Raw genomic sequence first — 15,317 nt, 5'->3', positions numbered from 1 at the left:
GCGATGCCGCAGACGGCCGACGACTGTTGCCAGACGCCTGGGCGGTTGGGATAACCAAAAGGATTTTGGAATGAACAAGTACGAAGCCAGCCCCGAAGAAATCTCGTCGAACGCGCCGAGCTGCATCCACGAGTTGTTCGAGCGTCAGGCCGCGGCGACGCCGCAGGCCATCGCCTTGGAGCACGAGGGTCGGCAGCTGAGCTATCAGGAGCTCAACGAGCGCGCCAACCGACTAGCTCACCATCTTCGCGACCTCGGCGTCGGCCAGGACGAGCGCGTGGGCATCTGTCTGCAGCGCAACGTCGACATGGTGGTGGCGATCCTCGCGGTGCTTAAAGCCGGTGGGGCATACGTGCCGCTCGACCCGGCGTACCCGCGCGAGCGACTGGCGTACATGCTTAACGACAGCCAGCCGCGCGTGGTGCTCACGCAAGTCGACCTGGCAGTTGCACGCGATATCGGAGCCGGAGCGAAGGTTCTGGAACTCGATGGTCCTCAGCGGCCTTGGGAGGCGTTGTCGGCTGACAACCTCGCGGTAGCCAATCTCGGTCTCACGTCGAGCCATCTGGCCTATGTGATCTACACGTCCGGTTCCACCGGCCAGCCGAAGGGCGTGATGATCGAGCACGCCAACGCGGTCAACTTCATTCACTGGGCGCGGCAGTCGTTCTCGGTGGAAGAGTTGCAGCACACACTGTTCTCGACCTCGTTGAACTTCGACCTGGCCGTCTTCGAATGCTTCGCACCCTTGAGCTGCGGCGGCTGCGTGCATCTGATCGACAACATTCTCGCGCTCGCTACGCGGGCGTTGCCGGTGTCATTGATCAACACGGTGCCGTCGGCCCTGCAGGCGATCGTGAGTCAGCAAGCCGTGCCACCGAGCGTGCTCGTCATCAATGTCGCGGGTGAGCCGCTGAAGCGTCAGCTGGTGGAGGAAGTGTTCGAGACGACCGCGGTTGCCAACGTCTGCAATCTCTACGGCCCCTCGGAGACCACGACGTACTCCACCTGGATCCGCATGGCCCGCGCCGACGGATTCGACCCATCGATCGGGCGGCCGGTAGCCAACACCACGATCCATCTGCTCGATGAACTCGGCCAACTGGTGTCTCGCGGCGAGATCGGCGAGATCTTCATCGGCGGCGCTGGCGTAGCCCGCGGCTATCTGAATCAACCGGAGTTGACCCGCGAACGCTTCGTGGCCGATCCGTTCGCGGCGGAACCCTCGTCGCGCCTGTACAAGACCGGTGACCTGGGCCGCTGGCGTGCGGATGGCACGCTGGAATACGTCGGCCGCAACGATCATCAGGTGAAGATCCGCGGTTTCCGCATCGAGCTGGGCGAGATCGAAGCCAAGCTGCTGGGGCAGCCCGCTGTGCGCGAAGCGCTCGTGCTGGCGCGGGAAGACGTACCGGGCGAGAAGTACCTGGCCGCCTATGTGGTCGGCGCAACGGACGCTGAACTCGACCCGCAGGCCTTGCGCGACGCGCTCGCGCAAACGTTGCCGGACTACATGGTGCCAGCCGCGTGGGTGCTTCTGCCGACCTTGCCATTGACACCGAACGGCAAGGTCGATCGCAACGCCTTGCCTGCGCCCGCGGCGTCTGGCATCCCGCAGCGCGCTTACGAGCCCCCGCAAGGGGACACCGAAAGCACGCTGGCGCAGATCTGGAGCGAGCTGCTACGCGTCGAGCGTATCGGCCGGAACGACCACTTCTTCGAGATCGGCGGTCATTCGCTGCTGGCCGCGCAGATGGGTTCGCGGGTGCGCCAGCGGCTGGGCCTGGAGGTGGCGCTGTCCAGCCTCTTTGCGCACCCGGTGCTTCATGACCTCGCCACGGCTTTGGCCGAGCAAACGCAATCCGGGAGACTGCCCGCGCTCGTATCGGGCAAGCGTTCGGGAGTCTTGCCGCTGTCGTTCGCGCAGCAGCGCCTGTGGTTCATCTCGCGCATGGGAACGCAGGCCAGTGCCGCCTATATCCTTTCGTACGCGCTGAGCCTACGCGGATCGCTGGATGAGGCCGCGTTGCAGGCTGCGTTGGATCGTATCGTGCAGCGTCACGAAGCGCTGCGCACGCACTTCGCGCTGGTGGACGGCCAGCCGGCGCAATCCATCGTCGAAGCGGCCACCTTTGCGCTCACACGACAGGATTTGACCGTTGATGGTCGGCCGCGTGCGGACGCGGTCGACGACTGGCGCCGCATCGAGGCCAGTACGCCGTTCGACCTCGCGCAAGGGCCGCTGATCCGTGGGCGCCTGCTGCGCCTGGATGCGCAAGAGCATGTGTTGCTGCTGACGATGCACCACATCGTCTCCGACGGCTGGTCTCTGGATGTTCTGGCGCGCGAACTCGGCGCGTTGTATCGCGGCTATGCGGTGGAGGGCGTGGCTCTCGCGACCGACCCGCTGCCGGGGCTGCCCGTGCAGTACGCCGATTACGCGGTGTGGCAGCGCGATTGGCTCAGCGGTGAAGTGCAACAGCAGCAACTGGCCTACTGGCGCGCGCAACTCGCCAACGCGCCGACGCTGGTCAGCTTGCCGACCGACAAGCCGCGCCCCGCGGTGCAGGACTACAAGGGCCAGTGCCTGCCGATCGAGTTCGATCGCGAGTTGACAGCGGCGCTGAAGGCGCTGTCGCGGCGTCATGGCGCGACCTTGTACATGACGCTGCTCGCGGCGTGGGGCGCCGTGGTGACGCGCCTGGCGGGACAAGACGAGGTGGTGATCGGCACGCCGATCGCCAATCGCAGCTGCGTCGAAGTGGAGCCGCTGATCGGATTCTTCGTCAACACCTTGGCGTTGCGCCTGGATTTCAGCGATCGCCCGAGCGTGTCGCAGTTGCTTTCGCAAGTTCGCGAGCGCGCGTTGCAGGCACAAAGCCATCAGGACGTGCCGTTCGAACAGGTGGTGGAAGCGCTCAATCCGCAGCGCACGATGGCGCACAGTCCCATCTTCCAGCTCATGTTCGCCTGGCAGAACGTGCCGCAGACGGCGTTCGAACTGGACGGCCTTGGCGTGGAACAGCTTGCGCCCCAGGCGACTGACGCCAAGTTCGACCTGACCCTGGAGCTGCAGGAAGCCCAGGAACGCATCGTCGGTACGTTGAACTTCGCGAGCGCCTTGTTCGAGCCCGCGACGATGCAGCGTCACCTCGGCTATCTGGAGGCGGTGCTACGCGGCATGGTGCGCGACGACGCGCAAGCGGTGGATGCGATTGCGATCGTCGGCGAGGCGGAGCGTCGCCAGGTTGTGACGACGTGGAACGACACTGCCCGTGCGTACCCGCAGGGTCTGTACGTGCATGAGCTGTTCGAACGGCAGGTGGCGCGGACGCCGCAGGCCGTGGCGATCGAATACGAAGGCCAGCGCCTGAGCTATCAGGCGCTGGACGAGGGCGCAAACCGCTTGGCGCATCAACTGCGTGCGCTGGGTGTCGATGCCGAAGAGCGGGTGGCTCTGTGCCTACGGCGCGGACCGGACCTGGTGATGGCGATGCTGGCCGTGCTGAAGGCCGGTGGTGCCTATGTGCCGCTGGATCCGACATCGCCACCGGAGCGGCTGCGCGACATGCTCGGCGACAGCGCGCCCCGCGTCGTGCTGACCCAGGCCGATCTGACGTTTAGCGGGAATCTGTCGGGCGACTGGACCGTGATCGAGGTGGACGCTGCGCAGCGCCCATGGGATGCGCAGCCGGCCACCGCGGTGCCCGTTTGCGAGGCAACTGCGGACCCGAGTCACCTGGCCTACGTGATCTACACCTCCGGTTCGACCGGACGCCCGAATGGCGTGATGGTGGAGCACCGGCATCTGGCCAATCTGATCGGCTGGCACGGCGAGACGTTCCCGCTCGCCCCGGGCGAACGCAGCTCGAGCACGGCTGGCGTCGCCTTCGACGCCTGCACGTGGGAGGTGTGGCCCGCGCTGTGCCAGGGCGCGACGCTGGCGTTGCCACCTTCGGCATCGGCGGGTGATCCGTCGGCGTTGTTGTCGTGGTGGGAAGGACAGGACCTGCAGACCAGCTTCCTGGTGACCGCGCTGGCCGACACGGCCTTGGCGCGAGGGCAGGGCAAGCGCCAAGGCCTGCGCACGCTGCTGACCGGCGGCGATCGTTTGAGTCGCTTGCCGACGGCGGACCTGCCGTTCGCGTTGGTGAACAACTACGGCCCCACCGAAGCGACGGTGGTGGCGACATCGGGCCTGACTCGTCACGACGACGCCGTCATCCACATCGGTCGGCCGATCGCGAACACCCAGATCTACCTGCTGGACCGTCACGGCCAGCCGGTGCCGGCGGGCGCACCGGGCGAGATCCACATCGGCGGCGCACAGGTGGCGCGCGGCTATCTGAATCGTCCGGAGCTCACCGCCGAACGTTTCGTCGAAGACCCGTTCGCGACGCAGCCCGATGCGCGGATGTACAAGACCGGCGATCTGGGCCGCTGGCGATCGGACGGCACGATCGAGTACCTCGGACGCAACGACCATCAGGTGAAGATCCGCGGCTTGCGTATCGAGCCGGGCGAGATCGAAGCGCAGCTGGCCAGCCAACCCGGCGTGCGTGAGGTCGCGGTGTTGGCGCGCGAGGATGCACCCGGTGAAGTGCGCCTGGTGGCCTACATCGTGTCCGCGGACGATACGAAGCCCGAAGCGCACGTCCTGCGCGAAGCATTGGCGCAGGTGTTGCCCGATTACATGGTGCCGGCGGCCTACGTGGTGCTGGAGGCGCTGCCGCTGACGCCAAACGGCAAGCTCGATCGCAAGGCACTGCCGGCGCCCGATGGCGCGGCGTTCGCGCAACGCGTCTACGAGGCACCGCAAGGCGAGGTCGAGACCACGCTGGCGCAGATCTGGAGCGAGCTGCTGCGCGTGGAGAAGGTGGGGCGTCATGACAACTTCTTCGAACTCGGCGGGCACTCGCTTCTGGCGGTGCAACTGATGGAACGCCTGCGGCGCGACGGTCTGCAGGCCGACATCAGTGCTCTGTTCTCGCGACCGACGCTGGCTGCGCTGGCGCAAGGCGTGGAACAGGCCTCACGTGCTGGTCGGCACCCAGTGACGGTGCCGGCCAATGCCATCCCGCCGGGCTGCGAGGCGATCACGCCGCAGATGCTGCCACTGATCGATCTGGATGCGGCGCAGATCGCGCGCATCGTCGATGCAGTGCCTGGCGGTGCTGCCAACGTACAAGACATCTATCCGCTGGCTCCGCTGCAGGAAGGCATCCTGTTCCACCACCTGCTGCAGCAGGACCGCGATCCCTACTTGCTGTCGATTACCCTGGGCTTCGATGCGCGCGCGCAGCTCGACGACTTCGTGCAGGCCCTGCAGCAGGTCATCGACCGCCACGACGTCCTGCGCACCGCGGTGCTGTGGGAGGGCCTGGACGCGCCGGTCCAGGTGGTGTGGCGCGAGGCACGACTCGACGTGCAGACGCTGGAACTCGACGAGAACGACGTCGCAGCCGCACTGGATCGTCACGACGGTGCGCGCCGAATCGACCTGCAGCAGGCGCCGCTGATCCGCGGCCTTGCCGCATTCGATCGGCGCGGCCAGCGCTGGCTGCTGCGCCTGGTCCATCACCACATGGTGCTTGATCACACCGCGCTGGACGTGTCGCTGCACGAGATCGGCCTGATCCTGTCCGATCGTGCGCAGGAACTGCCGGATCCGGTGCCGTTCCGCAACTTCGTGGTCCAGGCGCGGGAAAGCGTGAGCGCGCAAGAGCACGAGGCGTTCTTCCGCGAGATGCTCGGCGATGTGGACGAGCCGACCGCGCCGTTCGGATTGCTGCAAGTACACGGTGGCGGTGAGAACGCGCACGAAGCCGAGCTGATGCTGCCGTCAGCACTGTCGCAGCGTCTGCGGCATCAGGCTCGCGCTCTGGGCGTGAGCGCGGCCAGCTTGTTCCACTGGGCCTGGGCACAGGTGCTGGCCAAGACCACCGGTCGCGACGACGTGGTGTTCGGCACGGTGCTGTTCGGCCGTCTACAAGGCGGTGCCGGCACCGATCGCGCAGTGGGGCTCTTCATCAACACGCTGCCGATGCGCGTGCGCCTGGGCGACATCGGTCTGCAGGACGGCATTCGCCAGACCCACGCCACACTGTCGGGACTGGTCGGACATGAGCACGCCTCGCTGGCACTGGCGCAGCGCTGCAGCGCGCTGCCCGCAAGCACGCCGTTGTTCACCGCCATGCTGAACTATCGCCACAGCGCCGATGAACAGGATTCGTGGGAATGGGTGCCTGGCGCGTCCCTCGTGTCCGTGCAGGAGCGTTCCAGCTATCCCATCGACCTGTCGGTGGACGACTTTGGCGATGGCTTCAAGTTGACCGCGCAGGCGGTAGCACCGGTCGAGCCGCAGCGGGTGTGCGCGTACATGCACAACGCCCTGGAGCATCTGGCCCTGACGCTGGAGCGCGCACCGCAGACTCCGTCCTGGCAGATCAACGTGCTGGGCGAGGCCGAGCGCCATCAGGTACTGGTGGCCTGGAACGACAAACCGCATAGCGCGCCGAATGCCGATGTCTGCATCCACGAGCTGTTCGAGCGTCAGGCAGTAGCCGCACCGCATGCCATCGCGGTGGAGCAGGGCGATGAGCGGCTGAGCTACCAGGAACTCAACGAGCGCGCCAACCGGCTGGCCCGCCATCTGCGCGAGCTGGGCGTCGTTCCGGAGGAGCGCGTGGCGATCTGCCTGCAGCGCAGCGCGGAGATGCTGGTAGCGATCCTCGCCGTTCTCAAAGCCGGTGGCGCTTACGTGCCGCTGGATCCTTCGTATCCGCAGGAACGCCTGGACTACATGCTGCAAGACAGCCAGCCGCGGGTGCTGCTCACCCAGGCCGGGTTGGAGGTCGCACGCAAGCTGGCCTCCGTCATGACGGTGGTGGACCTGGATGGTCCGCAACGCCCCTGGGAGTCGCTGCCGGCCGCCAATCTCGCCACGGCAGATCTCGGCCTGGCCGGCGACCGTCTCGCCTACGTGATCTACACCTCCGGTTCTACCGGCCAGCCCAAGGGCGTCGCGGTCGAACACGGGCCGCTGTGCCGCCGCATCCAGGCACTGACCAAGCGTTACGGTTTCCTGTCCACGGACCGGATACTGCAGTTCACCTCGATCAATTTCGATGTGTCGATCGAAGAGATCATGGGCGCGCTGACCATCGGCGCAACCCTTGTGCTGCGAACCCAGGAATGGCAGAGCGGCGCCGTGCAGTTCTGGAAGCTGTGCGCCGAATCACGCATCACGGTTGCGGAACTACCGACCAAGTTCTGGCAGTACGTCACGGCCGATCGTGCTGTCGCAATGCCGGACAACGTGCGCATCGTGGTCATCGGCAGCGAGGCTGTCGAGGCCAAGGCGATACAGGACTGGGTTGCCCGCGGCGGCCACAGGCCACGCCTTTTCAACGCCTATGGCCCTACCGAGGCCGTCATCACGGCGACCGTGCAGGAGGTCACGTCTGGCGACGACGTGCACATCGGACAGCCGATGGCCGATATCGCGATCTACCTGCTGGATCGCCGCGGCCAGCCGGTGCCGATGGGAATTCCAGGCGAGATCCACCTCGGTGGCACCGGCCTGGCGCGCGGCTATCTCAACCGACCGGAGTTGACGCGCGAGCGCTTCGTTGCCGATCCGTTCGCGATGCGGGCCGGTGCGCGCATGTACAAGACCGGCGACCTGGGGCGCTGGCTGCCGGGCGGGACGCTGGAGTACCTGGGCCGCAACGACGAGCAGGTCAAGATCCGCGGCTTCCGCATCGAGCTGGGCGAAATCGAGGTGCAGCTCCGTCGACAGCCGGGCATCCGCGAGGCGGTGGTACTGGCCCGCGCGGACGCACCGGGCGAGCAGCGGCTGGTGGCCTATCTCGTGGCGGAGCCGAACGCCGAACTCGATCCGCAGGCCTCGCGTCAGGCCCTGGCACAGACGCTGCCGGACCATATGGTGCCGGCGGCGTACGTGGTGCTGGACGCGCTCCCGCTGATGCCGAACGGAAAAGTCGACCGCCGTTCGTTGCCAGCACCCGACGGGGAGGCATTCGCGCAGCGCGCTTATGAAGCGCCGCAAGGCGAAGTGGAAATGGTACTGGCGCAGATCTGGAGCGAACTGCTGCGCGTGGAGAAGGTCGGGCGCAACGACAACTTCTTCGAACTCGGAGGTCATTCGCTGCTGGCCGTGCAACTGATGGAGCGTCTGCGGCGCGAAGGATTGCACGCCGATATCCGCGCCCTGTTCGCCAAGCCCACACTGGCCGTGCTGGCGCAAGCCGTTCAAGAAGCCCAGCGTGCCGGTTGGCGCGGTGTGACCGTGCCTGCCAACGGGATCCCGCAGGGCTGCGAGGCGATCACGCCGAAGATGCTGCCGCTGGTGAGCCTGGATCCGGCGCAAATCGCTCGCATCGTGGCCGCCGTTCCGGGCGGCGCGGCCAACGTGCAGGACATCTATCCGCTCGCTCCGCTGCAGGACGGCATCCTGTTCCACCATCTCTTGCAGACCCGCGGCGACCCCTACCTGCTGTCGACCCTGCTGTCGTTCGAGTCTCGCGCAGGTCTGGACGAGTTCGTGCAGGCCTTGCAGCAAGTCGTCGATCGTCACGACGTGCTGCGCACTGCGGTGCACTGGGAAGGCTTGCCCGAACCGGTGCAGGTCGTATGGCGACAGGCGCGGCTCGATGTGGACACGCTTGAGCTGGCCGACGGCGACGCAGCCGCGCGGCTGGCCGAGCTGGCCGATCCGCGCTACGCGCGAATGGACGTGCGCCAGGCGCCGTTGATGCGAGGCACCGCGGCGTTCGACCAAGGCAGCCAGCGCTGGCTGTTGCTGCTTCTGCAGCATCACCTCGCGATGGACCATGTGGCCGTCGAGTTGATCTACGAGGAGATCGGCCTCATCCGCACCGGCCGTTCGGACCATCTGGCGGAGCCGGTGCCGTTCCGCAACTTCGTGGCGCAGACGCGGTTGGGTGTGAGCGCGCAGGAGCACGAAGCCTTCTTCCGCCAGATGCTGGGCGATGTCGACGAGCCGACCGCACCGTTCGGAATGCTGGAAGTGCATGGCGACGGCGAGAACGTGCACGAGGCCGAGCTGGCACTGCCACGCACCTTGTCGAAACGCCTGCGTCATCAGGCCCGGGCCTTGGGCGTGAGCACGGCCAGCCTGTTCCATTGGGCCTGGGCACAGGTGCTGGCGAAGGCCACCGGTCGCGAGGACGTGGTGTTCGGCACGGTGCTGTTCGGACGCCTGCAAGGCGGTGCGGGCGCTGACCGTGCAGCGGGCTTGTTCATGAACTCCTTGCCGATGCGCGTGCACCTGGGCGAGCTCAGCGTGCAGGACGGCATCCGCCAGACCCACGCCACGCTGTCGGGCCTGGTCGGCCACGAGCACGCGCCGCTGGCGCTCGCCCAACGCTGCAGCGCGCTGGCGGCGAACACGCCGTTGTTCTCGGCCTTGTTGAACTATCGCCACACGACGCCGGCCGGCGACACCACGCCGGATTGGGCGCACGGCGTGGAGATGCTGTCGGTGCGCGAACGCACCAATTACTCGTTCACGCTGTCGGTGGACGACCTGGGCGAGGACTTCGAACTCAGGGCGCAGATCGAGGAGCCGGTCGAGCCGCAGCGAGTGTGCGCGTACATGCACAACGCGCTGGATCGCCTGGTCGAGGCGCTGGAACACGCACCGCAGACGCCCTCCTGGCAGATCGAGGTGCTCGGCGAAGGCGAGCGTCAGCAAATGCTGGGGCAGTGGAACGCGACCGAACGCGCGTATCCGCAAGTCTGCGTGCACACGCAGTTCGAGGCACAGGCGGCACGCACGCCCAAAGCCGTGGCGTTGCGCTTCGAAGACCAAGCACTGACCTACGCGCAGCTCAATGCCAAGGCCGATCGACTGGCGCACTACCTGCTCGATGCGGGCGTCACGCTCGGCGCGCGCGTGGGCATCTACCTGTCGCGTTCGCCCGAGCTGCTGATCGCCGTGCTGGGCGCGCTCAAGGCAGGTGCTGCGTACGTCCCGCTGGAGCCGAAGCTGCCGAAGGAGCGCCTGGGCTACATGGTGCAGGACGCCGGGATCGGCTGGGCCCTGCTGGAAGCAGGGACGATCGACGAGCTGCCGTTGCAGGGCGTTGACGTGGTGCTGATGGACGGCGCGGCCAGCGACGACCACTGGCTGGAGGACTACGCGCAAGGTGATCTGCCAAGTGTGGCGCTGTTCGATGTGGCCTACGTGATGTACACCTCCGGTTCGACCGGCCAGCCCAAGGGCGTGATGGTCGAGCACGGCGGGCTGAGCAACTATCTGGCGCATGCGGTGGCGTCGTATCTGCCGGGCCTGGCCGGCTCGGTGGTGAGCTCGCCGCTGTGCTTCGACGCCACCCTGACGACGCTGCTGCCACCGCTGCTGGCGGGCAAGCCGGTGTGGTTGCTGCCCGACGAGACGCATACGCAGACGTTGGCGCGGTTGTCGGAGCGCTTGTTCGCGCCCGGCGAGGGCTGGCTGTTCAAGATCACGCCGGCGCATCTGGAGGCCTTGTCGTACCTGGAGCGCGACGTCGCTGCGGGTGACGCACCGCACTGCATCGTGGTCGGCGGTGAGCAACTGCCGTCGGCAACGCTGCGTCGCTGGAAGGGCGAACTGCTGCCGCAAGCCAGCTTCGTCAACGAGTACGGCCCGACCGAGACGGTGGTTGGCTGCAGCGTGTGGACGCTGGCAACGCAAGAAGAGCCGGCGCAGCTGGCCGGCTCGGCAGCCACGCCGATCGGGCGCCCGATCGGCAACACCCGGTTGTACGTGCTCGGTGCGAACCAGCAGTTGCAGCCGATCGGTAGCGTGGGCGAGCTCTACATCGGTGGCGCGGGTGTCGCGCGCGGCTATTTGAACCGACCGGAGCTGACCGAGGAGCGCTTCATCGCCAATCCGTTCGGCCCGGGCCGGCTGTACAAGACCGGCGACCTGGTGCGCTACCTGGGCGAGGGCGATCTGGAGTTCCTCGGCCGCATCGACCATCAAGTGAAGATCCGCGGCTTCCGCATCGAGCTGGGCGAGATCGAAGCCGAGCTCCTGCGCCAACCCGGCGTGCGCGAAGCGGCCGTGCTGGCACGCGAGGACGAGCCGGGCGACAAGCGGCTGGTCGCATACCTGGTTGCCGCGGCAGATGGCGCCTCACCCAATGCACATGCCCTGCGCGAAGCCTTGGCGCAGACCTTGCCGGACTACATGGTGCCGGCGGCCTACATGGTGCTGGAGGCACTGCCACTGACCGGCAACGGCAAGATCGACCGCCGCGCGTTGCCGGCTCCCGGTGGCTCGGCCTCGACGCAGCGCGACTATGTCGCGCCGCAAGGTCCGCTGGAGACCGCGCTGGCAGGAATCTGGAGCGAGATTCTGCAAGTCGAGCGAGTGGGGCGGTACGCCAGCTTCTTCGAGCTCGGCGGGCAATCGTTGCTGGTGGTGCGGATGATCTCCCGCGTGCGCCAGACCCTGGGGCTGAACCTGGCCTTGTCGAGCGTGTTTGCCCATCCGGTGCTGCACGACTTCGCGAGTGTGGCGAGCCAGACGCAAACCGAAGCGTTGCCCGCGCTCGTGCCCGTCGCGCGTCCGGACGACATGCCCCTGTCGTTCGCGCAGCAACGCTTGTGGCTGGCCGCGCAGTTCGGCGAGGACGCGAGCGCCGCCTATCACATGCCCATTGGCCTGCGGCTACGCGGCCGACTGGACCAGCCGGCGTTGCAGGCGGCGCTGGATCGCATCGTGCTGCGTCACGAGGCGTTGCGCACCCACTTCGAGCTTGTCGACGACCAGCCGGTGCAGCGCATCAGTGCCGCGGCGCCATTCGAACTGACATACCAGGATCTGCACCTCGACGCCGACGACCGTGACGCCGCGATCGAATACTGGAGCGGGTTGGAGGCGCGCGAGCCCTTCGATCTCAACCGCGGTCCGCTGTTCCGTGGCCGCCTGCTGCGGTTGGACGAGCAGGACCATGTGCTGCTGTTGACGCTGCACCACATCGTCTCCGACGGCTGGTCGCTCGGCGTGCTGGCCGACGAGCTCAGCGCGCTCTACCGCGGCTATGCGATCGAAGGCGTGGCACATTCGCGCGACCCTTTGCCACCGCTCCCGGTGCAGTACGCGGACTACGCCTTGTGGCAACGGCAATGTCTGGATGCCTCCACGCAGGAGCACCTGCTCGCGTACTGGCGTGGCCAACTCGCTGGCAGCCCGCAACTGTCGACGTTGCCGACCGATCATCCGCGTCCGCCGACCAAGGGATTCGTCGGCGGCATGGTCCACGCGCAGATACCGCAAGCGACGACCGTCGCCCTCAACGAGCTGGCCGCGAGCCATTCCAGCACCTTGTTCATGGTGCTGATGGCCGCCTTCAACGTCGTGCTATCGCGCTACAACGGGCAGTCCGATCTCAACGTCGGCACCGTGGTGGCCAATCGCAGCCGTGCCGAAGTCGAGCCGCTGATCGGTTTGTTCCTCGACACGCAGGCGATACGCACCCGGCTCGACCCGGCCCAGAGCTTCGAATCGCTGCTGCAGCAGGTGCGCGCCACCCTGATCCAGGCCTACCTGCATCAGGATCTGCCGTTCGACAAACTCCTGGAAGAACTCAAGCCGGTGCGTCTCCCCGGCGTGCCGCCCGTGTTCCAGGTCATGGTGCAGATGCAGAGCGTGCCCGATCCGGTCGTGCACCTGCCCGAACTGAGCCTGGAGGAACTGCCGCTGACCGAGCACACGGTCAAGTTCGATCTCACGCTGTACGTGAACGAACGCGACGGCGCGATCGACGTGGCCTACGAGTACGACGCTGCCTTGTTCGAAGCCTCAACCATCGAGCGCCTGGCCGCACGCTTCGCGCGGTTGCTCGATGCCGTTGCGGTCGCGCCAGAAACACGCATCGATGAGTTGGGCATGCCGGAAGCCTTGCCCGGAATCAAGCACGAGATCATGGCGGTGCAAGACAACGGAGCGCGCCGCGGTTTGTCGCCGCAACAGCAGCGGCTGTGGTCCGCCGACGCTTCCGAAGCCGGACGCGTCGACGATGCCGCGCCGACGTATCACAACCTTCCCTTGTTGCTGGAGTTCGAAGGCGCGGTGTCGTTCGCGCATCTGGAAGCGGCGCTGAACGTCGTGATCGAACGCCATGATGCGTTGCGTACGCGCTTCGTCGATGACGGCCCGTCCGTCTGGCAGAACGTGGATCCCCACATGCCGCTGCCGCTGGCACAGTTCGAGCTTGACGGCGGACAAACGCTGCTGGCGTGCGCTTTGGCCGAGGTGGAACGGCCATTCCGGATCGACCGGGACCGGCTCATTCGCGCCACGCTGCTGCGCGACGCGGATGCCCGCGCGTGGCTGTGCATCGTCGTCCATCGCATCGTGGCCGACCGCCGCTCCTTGCAGTTGCTCGCGCAGGAACTGGTGACCGCGTATGCGGCGCTCGTGGCAGGGCAGACACCGGCGTTGCCGATGCTTCCGCTGAGCTTCGGCGACCATGTGCGCTGGCAATCGACGCTCGGGGTCGACACGCTCGAGCCTTTGTCGATGTTCTGGAAGCAGCAGTTGCGTGGCCGCCTGGCAGTACTGGAACTGCCGTCGAACCGGCCGCGCTCGGCGCTGCAAAGGTTCATTGCCGGCCGTCACGGCTTCGCCATCGATGCCGGACTGCGCGAGCGCCTGCAAGGCTTCGCGCAAGACCGTGCGCTGGCAATCGAGGACACGTTGCTTGCCGGCTTCGTGGCCTTGCTCAGGCGCTATACGCGGCACGATGAAATCGTCATCGGCAGTAGCGTTGCGGGTCGAGATCCGTCCGGACTGGACGGCGTGGTGGGTTCGCTGTCCAACCTGCTGCCGCTGCGCACCATCGTGCCCGCGGAATGCGATTTCGAAACGTTGTTGACGGACGTGTCGCGCACGCTCAAGCGCGCCGTGCAGCATGGCGACATACCGTTCGACCTGCTGACGGATCAGCTCGATCTCGAGCAGGAAGCGAGCCGCTCGGCGCTGTTCGACGTCGTGTTCGAGTACGACGCGCAGGCAGGGCAAGTCGTGCGCAGCGGCGATATCGTGGCCCGGCCGGTGGAAACCAACCTGGGCCACGGCAAGTACGATCTGCACCTGTGCGTGTACCCGCACGATGGCGGCTTCGAAGCGCGGCTGGTCTACAACGCCGAGCTCTTCGACGATTGGTTGATGACGCAGATGATGGGACACTTCGCGCGCTTGTTGCATGAAATGACCGAGCGTCCGAAGCAACTTGTCGATGAGTCGCCGCTGCTCGACGCTACCGAACAAACGCGCTTGTGCGTGGACTGGAACGCGACCGAACGCGCGTATCCGCAAGTCTGCGTGCACACGCAGTTCGAGGCACAGGCGGCACGCACGCCCGAAGCCGTGGCGTTGCGCTTCGAAGACCAAGCACTGACCTACGCGCAGCTCAATGCCAAGGCCGATCGACTGGCGCACTACCTGCTCGATGCGGGCGTCACGCTCGGCGCGCGCGTGGGCATCTACCTGTCGCGTTCGCCCGAGCTGCTGATCGCCGTGCTGGGCGCGCTCAAGGCAGGTGCTGCGTACGTCCCGCTGGAGCCGAAGCTGCCGAAGGAGCGCCTGGGCTACATGGTGCAGGACGCCGGGATCGGCTGGGCCCTGCTGGAAGCAGGGACGATCGACGAGCTGCCGTTGCAGGGCGTCGACGTGGTGCTGATGGACGGCGCGGCCAGCGACGACAACTGGCTGGAGGACTACGCGCAAGGCGATCTACCAAGTGTGGCGCTGTCCGATGTGGCCTACGTGATGTACACCTCCGGTTCGACCGGCCAGCCCAAGGGCGTGATGGTCGAGCACGGCGGACTGAGCAACTACGTGGCGCACGCGGTGGCGTCGTATCTGCCGGGCCTGGCCGGCTCGGTGGTGAGCTCGCCCCTGTGCTTCGACGCCACCCTGACGACCCTGCTGCCACCGCTGCTGGCGGGCAAGCCGGTGTGGTTGCTGCCCGACGAGACGCATACGCAGACGCTGGCGCGGTTGTCGGAGCGGCTGTTCGCGCCGGGCGAGGGCTGGCTGTTCAAGATCACGCCGGCGCATCTGGAGGCCTTGTCGTACCTGGAGCGCGACGTCGCTTCGGGCCAAGCACCGCACTGCATCGTGGTCGGTGGCGAGCAACTGCCGTCGGCAACGTTGCGACGCTGGAAGGGCGAACTGCTGCCGCAGGCGAGCTTCATCAACGAGTACGGCCCGACCGAAACCGTGGTCGGCTGCAGCGTGTGGACGCTGGCAACGCAAGAAGAGCTGGCGCAGCTGG

1 protein-coding gene (only partly in view) is annotated in these 15,317 nt (G+C 66.7%); it reads left to right on the top strand.

All coding sequences use genetic code 11. The annotated features are described in order from the left end of the window. The first annotated feature begins 70 nt into the window (after positions 1-70). Positions 71-15,317, top strand: partial view of a non-ribosomal peptide synthetase gene (locus tag EER27_RS12595; protein ID WP_190285780.1) — the 5' portion only. It continues 4,148 nt past the right edge of the window; the window shows 15,247 of its 19,395 coding nt (coding positions 1-15,247); its start codon is at positions 71-73; its stop codon lies off the right edge, out of view.

The sequence above is a fragment of the Montanilutibacter psychrotolerans genome, assembly GCF_003719825.1.
In the GTDB taxonomy this organism is placed as follows: domain Bacteria; phylum Pseudomonadota; class Gammaproteobacteria; order Xanthomonadales; family Xanthomonadaceae; genus Montanilutibacter; species Montanilutibacter psychrotolerans.
The sequence above is the reverse complement of the archived record's forward strand: the minus strand, read 5'-3'. Positions and strand labels throughout refer to the sequence as shown.